The organism is Thalassolituus sp. UBA6592, assembly GCF_002433655.1.
Classification (GTDB): Bacteria; Pseudomonadota; Gammaproteobacteria; order Pseudomonadales; family Oceanobacteraceae; genus Venatoribacter.
On sequence record NZ_DJIO01000109.1, the window covers coordinates 578 to 8008 of the forward strand.

General features: G+C 52.6%; 8 protein-coding genes. 6 read left to right on the plus strand and 2 right to left on the minus strand.

Features of this window, described 5'->3' with window-relative positions; genetic code table 11:
* The first annotated feature begins 172 nt into the window (after positions 1-172).
* The 3 genes from B2Z72_RS10080 to B2Z72_RS10090 are packed head-to-tail and all read left to right on the plus strand — an operon-like array spanning position 173 to position 2390.
* Positions 173-1669, plus strand: a complete 1497-nt coding sequence (locus B2Z72_RS10080; RefSeq protein ID WP_297004715.1) for a sodium-dependent transporter — start codon at positions 173-175, stop codon at positions 1667-1669.
* 6 nt (positions 1670-1675) lie between these two features.
* Complete coding sequence (locus B2Z72_RS10085) at positions 1676-2107, plus strand: type II toxin-antitoxin system RatA family toxin (RefSeq protein ID WP_296982963.1); 432 nt, start codon at positions 1676-1678, stop codon at positions 2105-2107.
* Positions 2100-2390 (plus strand): RnfH family protein, encoded by a 291-nt coding sequence (locus B2Z72_RS10090; RefSeq protein WP_296982964.1) that lies wholly within the window; start codon positions 2100-2102, stop codon positions 2388-2390. The genes B2Z72_RS10085 and B2Z72_RS10090 overlap by 8 nt, the downstream gene beginning before the upstream one ends.
* Before the next feature lie 96 nt (positions 2391-2486).
* Here the strand turns inward: B2Z72_RS10090 and B2Z72_RS10095 are convergent, their stop codons facing one another.
* Positions 2487-2930, minus strand: coding sequence for an outer membrane protein assembly factor BamE (locus B2Z72_RS10095; RefSeq protein WP_296982965.1), 444 nt, complete (start codon positions 2928-2930; stop codon positions 2487-2489).
* 55 nt (positions 2931-2985) lie between these two features.
* On the opposite strand from B2Z72_RS10095, the gene fur reads away from it, so the two are divergent.
* Positions 2986-3393: a ferric iron uptake transcriptional regulator gene (fur, locus tag B2Z72_RS10100; RefSeq protein ID WP_296982966.1), complete on the plus strand. Its 408-nt coding sequence runs from the start codon at positions 2986-2988 to the stop codon at positions 3391-3393.
* Positions 3394-3518: 125 nt separating this feature from the next.
* Here the strand turns inward: fur and recN are convergent, their stop codons facing one another.
* Positions 3519-5192 carry a DNA repair protein RecN gene (gene recN / locus B2Z72_RS10105; RefSeq protein WP_296982967.1) on the minus strand — a complete coding sequence of 558 codons (1674 nt, stop codon included), beginning with the start codon at positions 5190-5192 and terminating at the stop codon, positions 3519-3521.
* A 146-nt stretch (positions 5193-5338) separates the two neighbouring features.
* On the opposite strand from recN, the gene grpE reads away from it, so the two are divergent.
* Positions 5339-5929 carry a nucleotide exchange factor GrpE gene (gene grpE, locus B2Z72_RS10110; protein WP_296982968.1) on the plus strand — a complete coding sequence of 197 codons (591 nt, stop codon included), beginning with the start codon at positions 5339-5341 and terminating at the stop codon, positions 5927-5929.
* A 113-nt stretch (positions 5930-6042) separates the two neighbouring features.
* Positions 6043-7431, plus strand: a 1389-nt coding sequence (gene dnaK / locus B2Z72_RS10115) for a molecular chaperone DnaK (RefSeq protein WP_297004718.1), incomplete at its 3' end; no start/stop codon positions are given.

Consider the following 7431-nt stretch of genomic DNA (forward strand, 5'->3'; position numbering starts at 1 on the left):
TCGTGTTTGGCCTTTTTGTTCAGCGCGATTGTTGAGGAGCCGCTATTGGCTTTTTTCTTTTTACTCATCGCGCCAGTATAACTGACAGTGAGTCTGAAGGGCAGAGGGGTGCGCTTGAGGCAAGCGTTTAAATTTCGGACAATAGCCCCTTCGCAGAATAAGGATAATGGTAATGACGTCAGATAAGCGCGGTATGCATGGTATCTGGGCTAGTCGCTGGACATTCATTCTTGCGGCCGTGGGTTCGGCTGTAGGATTAGGTAATATCTGGAAGTTCCCTTACATCACCGGTGAGAACGGTGGTGGGGCGTTTGTGCTTGTCTATCTTTTGTGCATTCTGGTGGCCGGCATACCGGTGATGATTGCCGAAGTGCTGCTTGGCCGTCGCGGACGCATGAGCCCGATTCATACCATGCAGGCGGAAGCCCGGCGTCAGAATGCTCCGCGTTTCTTCTCAGGCATTGGCTGGATGGGTGCAGTGTCCGGTTTCTTTATTCTGTCGTTTTACAGTGTCATCGCTGGCTGGACGCTGGCCTATATCGGTGAAATGGCCAGTGGTACTTTTAACGGCGCCGACGCAACGGTGGCCGGGGAAACCTTTGGTAATCTGCTTGGCAGTCCCTGGGTTCTGCTTGGATTGCACACCATCTTTATGATTATGACGGGCTTTGTTATTGCCCGTGGTGTGAAACATGGCCTGGAAGACGGCGTGCGTCTGATGATGCCGCTGTTGTTCGTGATGCTGATTCTGCTGCTGGGCTATGCCATCACCACGCCGGGCTTTGGTCAGGGCTGGAATTTTATGTTCTCGTTTGATTTCAGCAAACTGACCACGGAAAGCATCGTCGTTGCTCTTGGTCATTCCTTCTTTACTCTGAGCCTCGGTATGGGTGCGATCATGGCCTATGGCGCTTATATGCCGTCTGAGGCTTCGCTGACGAAAACTATTTTTACCGTCGCGTTTCTGGACACTCTGGTGGCGCTGGTCGCCGGTCTGATTATTTTCCCGATCGTTTTTTCTCATGGCATGGAGCCAGCCGCCGGACCAGGCTTAATGTTTCAGACTCTGCCAATTGCCTTTGGCGCGCTGCCGGGTGGCGCATGGATCGGAACCGCTTTCTTTGTTCTGGTTGCGATTGCTGCCTGGAGTTCTGCTATTTCCATTGCAGAGCCTGCCGTGGCCTGGGCGGTGGAGAAGGGCATCAAACGGGGCACAGCCACCATTATGGTGTGCGTGCTGGCCTGGGTTCTCGGGGTGGGTACTGTGTTGTCGTTTAACGAATGGGGAGATAAACAGTTCTTCGTGACCGAGACCATCTCTGAATCCGTTACTGACCCTGTCTCCGGTGAAGTATCGGCGAAGACGCTGTCGTCCAGTTTCCATTTATATGCCAATACTACCGATCTGAAGGCTGTGCCTCTGGCAGAAGGAACGGAGAGAGCCATCAGCGGTAAGACGTTTTTTGATATACTCGATTTCCTGACAGCCAATATCCTGCTGCCTCTGGGTGGTCTGGCCATTGCTGTATTTGTAGGCTGGCTGATGCGCCGGGAAGACAGCGCGAATGAATTGCAGGCGGACGAGACGGTGTATAACGTCTGGCGCTTTATGTTACGTTTCCTGTCGCCGCTGGCCATTCTGTTTATTTTTATCAATGGGCTTCTCTGATTACAGATGACGACTATTAGCCGCAGCGCACTGGTGATGTACAGTGCGGAGCAGATGTTTGAACTGATTAACGATGTGCGTCGTTACCCTGAATTCCTCAATGGCTGCAAAGCCACGCAAGTGATTGCAGAGGGTGATGACTTTATCGAAGCAACACTGACCATTTCCAAAGCGGGGGTGAATCAGAGCTTCAGCACACATAATGATTTGTACCGTCCGGAGCGGATGGAAATGCGCCTGCTGGATGGTCCTTTCAGTAAATTTGAAGGTATCTGGCGCTTTCAGCCTTTGTCTGACGATGCCTGCAAAGTGTCGCTGGATATGGAATTTGATGTCGGAGGGCTGCTGGCAGGAGCGGCTCTGGGAATGGTTTTTAAACAGGTAGCCAACACCATGGTGGATGCCTTTGTTAAACGGGCAAAAGAAGTTTATGGCTGACAAAATCCGGGTAGAGGTAGCCTACGCGCTGCCTGAAAAGCAGAAAATCCTTGCGGTGGATGTCGAAGCGGGCACAACAATGCTGGAGGCTGTGAAGCAGTCGGGCATTGAGCGGGAATTTCCGGAACTGGATCTGGCTGAGGCTAAGTTTGGTATCTTCGGGAAGGCAACGCGTACGCCGGAGACAGATGTTCTGCGCGAAGGCGACCGGGTGGAGATCTATCGCCCGCTCATTATTGATCCGAAGCAGGCCCGAGCTAACCGGGCGGCTAAAGGCAAATAATCCAGCTTGCGTAACAGCACCTATAAAAATGCCCGCCAGTATCGCTGCTGCGGGCATTTTTAATGTTCGCCGTTCAGATCCTGAAAAACCGCTGGCTCAGCTGCCAGGCATGTCGGTCTGGATGGTGTTCGGCGAGGATTCTTCTTTTGGAATGGAGTTCATCTGATTCTCTTCACTGAACTCATCATTCGGCAGTTCGCCTTCGTAACGGACGTATTGGCCCGCTTCGTTGAAGAAAAGACTGATCTTATAGTTTTTTACTATTTCATCTCGCTTCTCTAATGTATAAATATAATCCCATCGGTTCTGGGAAAACGGGTTTTCCAGCACGGGTTTCCCCATAATGTAGGTGACCTGGCGCTGGTTCATGCCGGGTTTGAGCTGGGCCAGCATGTCGGCGGTAACGATGTTGCCCTGCTGGACGTTGAGTTTGTAGACCCCCGGGAAGACACAACCGTAAAGGGTTGCAATGCCGAGTGAAACAATCAGAATTGTCGCTCTCTTAATCAAAGTGCTGTCTCGTAAGTTGCGTTGGCGCATGGAGCAGGGATAATACCCGATTAAACAAGTTGCTGTGAAATATTAGAGGAAAACCATGTCCGATCAGAACGTGGAACTGCGCAAAGTAGGATTAAAAGTCACTCTGCCACGGGTGAAGATCCTGAGCATTCTGGAAACCAATCCTGATGCCCATATGAGCGCTGAAGACGTATACAAGTCTCTGATTGAGGCTGGTGAAGATGTAGGCCTGGCGACGGTATACCGGGTTCTGACCCAGTTTGAGAGCGCTGGTCTGGTAACCCGCCATAACTTTGATGGTGGCCATTCTGTGTTCGAACTGGCCCGTGGTGAGCATCACGACCACATGGTGAACGTGGAAGATGGTACCGTGATTGAGTTCACCAACGAACAGATCGAAAAACTGCAGCACGTGATTGCTGAAGAACACGGTTTTGATCTGGTCGATCACAGTCTGGTGCTGTACGTACGTAAGAAGCACTGATTGTCGCTGGCCGCAGTGCCGGATGATAAGCAAAGAAAAAGCAGCCGGATGGCTGCTTTTTTGTGCCTGCGATTCACACAGAGCGAACGCACAGCCCTGGCCAGAGGCCCTGTTTTGCAGGGCGTTTACTTAACCAGTGCCAGCATTTCTTCGGCGTGTGCCAGCGTCTGGCGTGTAATGTCGACACCACCCAGCATGCGGGCGATCTCTTCAGAGCGCTGCTTGCTGTTAAGTTTACGCAGTTGCGTGTGGGTCGCTGTATCGCCGCTGATTTTACTCACCTGATAATGCTGATTGGCCTGAGCTGCGACCTGTGGCTGGTGAGTCACACATAAGACCTGACCATCTTTACCCAGTGAGCGCAGCAGGCGGCCAACCCGCTCAGCCGTACCGCCGCCAATACCCACATCCACTTCATCAAAGATCAGGCTCGGGATGTCACTCACGGCGGCTGTCACCACCTGAATTGCCAGGCTGATGCGCGCCAGTTCACCACCTGAGGCGACTTTCGCCAGTGCTCCGGCCGGCATGCCGGGGTTGGTCTGTACATTGAAGCTGATACGGTCGATACCATGACGGCTGGCACTGCCTTCGTCCACGGCGTCGAAATGGGTTACAAACTTCGCTCTGCCCAGTGCCAGTGCTTCAAAGTGTGCTTCGACTTCAGCATCCATGCGCGCTGCGGCTTCACGACGGGATTCGCTCAGTGTTGCAGCCAGCTGACGGTATTCGCGTTCCAGCGCTGCGGCCTGCTGTTCCATCTCCGCCAGATCGTCGTCACTGAGATTAAGTTCGGCCAGCGCCGCTTCCTGTTCCTGCCAATAGTTATACAGTTGCTCCGGCTGAATCTGATGTTTGCGGGCAACGCGGTAGAGGTCAGAAAGGCGGCTTTCTACCTGTTGTAAACGGTGCGGATTGATGTCCACCAGATCCAGATAATGCTGCAGTGAGCGTCCGGCTTCATCCAGCTGAATCTGAGCCTGCACCAGCAGATCACGGGCCTCATTGAGCAGCGGGTGCTGATCGTCGATTTCATTGAGGCGTGCAATCGCCTGCTGAGCCAGTTGTACGGCGGCCAGTTCTCCGTTGTCATCACCGTAGCAGGCGGCCAGAGCGTACTGACCGCTGAGCAGCATGCCTTCGGCGTTGGACAGACGTTTCTGTTCACTCTCAAGCTCCGGAATCTCTTCCTCTCCGGGGCTGAGTTCACGCAGTTCTTCGACCTGATAGGTGAGCAGCTGGCGCTGGGATTTTACTTCAGCGCTTTCTTCTTTGAGTGTTGCCAGTTTCTTTGCCAGCTGTTGCCATTCGGACCAGACCAGAGACACTTCGCTGACCTGCAGGCTGAGGCCACCAAAGGCGTCGACCAGCTGGCGCGGTGTTTCTTTCTGCAGCAGCCGCTGATGAGCGTGCTGGGAGTGTATTTCGATCAGTAACTGACCAAGGTCTTTCAGATCCGCTGCTGCTGCCGGGCGGCCATTGATGTAGCCACGGGAACGGCCCTCGGCGGAAACGATGCGGCGCAGAATAATGCAGTCGTCATCCACCGGGATATCACGTTGCTGCAGCCACAGGCTGGCCTGAGGATTCATACTGAAGGTCGCAGCGATTTCGGCTTTGTCGGCTCCCTGACGTACGCAGTCAGCATCGGCACGATCGCCCAGAGTCAGACCCAGGGCATCCAATAGAATGGATTTACCGGCACCGGTTTCCCCGGTGATAACGGACATCCCGGCGTGCACCTCAAGTTCCAGGTGGTCTACCAGGGCAAACTGATGAATCGACAGATGAACCAGCATACGATGCTCCATATCTGAATATATATACAGTGTTTTTATATACAGTGTCGGAATCTGTCAAGTTTATTTTTTAACCAGCCCTTGAATCTCGTAAAAGCCTCCCCCATATAGGCGACAGTTCCATTAACAGTGACAGAGGATAAACAATGTCGGACGAGCAAAAGATTCAGGAAGAGCAGCAGGAGCAGCTGAACGAAGAGCAGGTAAACCAAGCCCCTGAAGCCGAAGAATCCACTGGCGAATCGGCAGCAGAGGGTGTTGATGCACTGGCGGCAGCCCAGCAGGAAATTGCGGACCTCAAAGAACAGATGCTGCGTACTCAGGCTGAGATGCAGAATGTTCGTCGCCGTGCCGAAGCGGATGTGGAAAAAGCCCACAAGTTCGGCGTTGAAAAATTCGCCAATGAGATGCTGACCGTGGTCGACAACCTGGAGCGTGCCCTGGCGGCAGCGGCGGGCGATGACGAAGCCACCAAAGCAATCCGTGAAGGTGTTGAAATGACCCTCAGTGGTCTGGTTGCCGGTCTGTCCAAGTTCAAGGTGGAAGCGGTTGATCCACAGGGTGAAACCTTCAATCCGGAACTGCATCAGGCGATGTCCATGATTGAGAATCCGGATGTTGATCCGAACACCGTGATTGCTGTGATGCAGAAAGGGTACACCCTGCAGGGCCGTCTGTTACGCCCGGCGATGGTGATGGTCAGCAAAGGCGCAGCAAAAATCGACGAAAACGCCTGATTTTTCTTGTTTAAGGCCCTTGAAAGCAGCTTTGCCGGACTTATATAGAAGTCAACGCTGAAAAACAGTTACAGATTGAGCGCAGCGCAAGCTGCCAAAACGGAGACATACAAATGGGTAAGATAATTGGTATCGACCTGGGCACCACCAACTCTTGTGTTGCGATTCTGGATGGTGACAAAACCAAAGTAGTTGAAAACTCTGAAGGTGATCGTACTACGCCTTCCATTATTGCGTTCACTGACGACGAAACTCTGGTAGGTCAGTCGGCAAAACGTCAGGCGGTGACTAACCCGACTAACACGCTGTTTGCTATCAAGCGTCTGATCGGCCGTCGTTTTACTGATGACGTGGTACAGAAAGACATCTCTATGGTGCCTTACAAAGTTATTCAGGCGGACAACGGTGACGCATGGGTTGAAGTAAAAGGCGAAAAAATGGCACCACCGCAGATCTCTGCTGAAGTGCTGAAGAAAATGAAAAAGACTGCCGAAGACTACCTGGGCGAGAAAGTAACGGAAGCGGTTATTACCGTTCCTGCGTACTTCAATGACTCCCAGCGTCAGGCAACCAAAGACGCCGGTAAAATCGCTGGTCTGGAAGTAAAACGTATTATCAACGAACCAACAGCTGCGGCTCTGGCTTATGGTCTGGATAAAGAATCCGGCGACCGTACCATTGCGGTATACGACCTGGGTGGTGGTACTTTCGATATTTCCATTATCGAAGTGGCTGACGTTGACGGTGAAAAACAGTTCGAAGTACTGGCAACCAACGGTGATACTTTCCTTGGTGGTGAAGACTTCGATATGCGTCTGATTGAATATCTGGCAGCAGAATTCAAGAAAGAAAGCGGCATCGATCTGCACAACGATCCACTGGCTCTGCAGCGTCTGAAAGAAGCTGCGGAAAAAGCCAAGGTTGAATTGTCTTCTTCCTCTCAGACAGACGTTAACCTGCCGTACATCACTGCTGACGCTACAGGCCCTAAACACCTGAACGTTAAAGTGACCCGTGCGAAACTGGAATCTCTGGTAGAAGATCTGGTAAGCCGTTCTCTGGAACCTTGCCGCATCGCGCTGAAAGACTCTGGTCTGTCAGCGTCTGAGATTGACGAAGTGATCCTGGTGGGCGGTCAGACCCGTATGCCACTGGTACAGAAAAGCGTTGCTGATTTCTTCGGTAAAGAGCCACGTAAAGACGTGAACCCGGATGAAGCAGTAGCCGTTGGTGCTGCGGTACAGGGTGCGGTTCTGTCCGGTGATGTGAAAGACGTTCTGCTGCTGGACGTAACTCCGCTGACTCTGGGTATTGAAACCATGGGTGGCGTAGCGACTCCGGTTATCGAGAAAAACACCACGATTCCTACCAAGAAATCTCAGGTGTTCTCAACCGCAGACGACAACCAGACTGCTGTAACCATTCACGTGGTACAGGGTGAGCGTAAGCAGGCTGCGCAGAACAAGTCACTGGGTCGTTTCGACCTGGCAGACATTCCGCCG

Coding starts and splice junctions, on each gene's coding strand:
- B2Z72_RS10080 (WP_297004715.1), top strand. CDS start 173: ATGACGTCAGATAAGCGCGGTATGCATGGTATCTGGGCTAGTCGCTGG.
- B2Z72_RS10085 (WP_296982963.1), top strand. CDS start 1,676: ATGACGACTATTAGCCGCAGCGCACTGGTGATGTACAGTGCGGAGCAG.
- B2Z72_RS10090 (WP_296982964.1), top strand. CDS start 2,100: ATGGCTGACAAAATCCGGGTAGAGGTAGCCTACGCGCTGCCTGAAAAG.
- B2Z72_RS10095 (WP_296982965.1), bottom strand. CDS start 2,930: ATGCGCCAACGCAACTTACGAGACAGCACTTTGATTAAGAGAGCGACA.
- fur (WP_296982966.1), top strand. CDS start 2,986: ATGTCCGATCAGAACGTGGAACTGCGCAAAGTAGGATTAAAAGTCACT.
- recN (WP_296982967.1), bottom strand. CDS start 5,192: ATGCTGGTTCATCTGTCGATTCATCAGTTTGCCCTGGTAGACCACCTG.
- grpE (WP_296982968.1), top strand. CDS start 5,339: ATGTCGGACGAGCAAAAGATTCAGGAAGAGCAGCAGGAGCAGCTGAAC.